Annotated in this window: 1 pseudogene; it reads right to left on the bottom strand. The window is 44.0% G+C overall.

Features of this window, described 5'->3' with window-relative positions:
• Window positions 1-119: pseudogene (locus H9X84_RS12960) on the bottom strand (transposase); the annotation flags it as partial.
• Window positions 120-218: the final 99 nt, after the last annotated feature.

The raw sequence follows: 218 nt of genomic DNA, 5'->3' as shown, positions 1-218 counted from the left end.
ATATTCCGGTAAAAGTGGACTGTACACCGTTGGTATTTGGCCTCAGGAAACACTTCGCCCACGGCTTCCAGCATGCCAAGGCACTTATCGCCAACCACCAGTTTGACCCGGGAGTATCCCAAAGTTTGTGTAAACCTTCAAACTGATGTAAGATAAACTTATCAGTTTGGAGGTTTATTTTATGGCAAGAAAAAAAGATACACCACAAAAAGCTGCCC

This window comes from Anaerotignum lactatifermentans (assembly GCF_016902535.1).
GTDB classification, from domain to species: domain Bacteria; phylum Bacillota; class Clostridia; order Lachnospirales; family Anaerotignaceae; genus Anaerotignum; species Anaerotignum lactatifermentans_A.
This window is presented reverse-complemented; position numbering and strand designations above follow the sequence as displayed.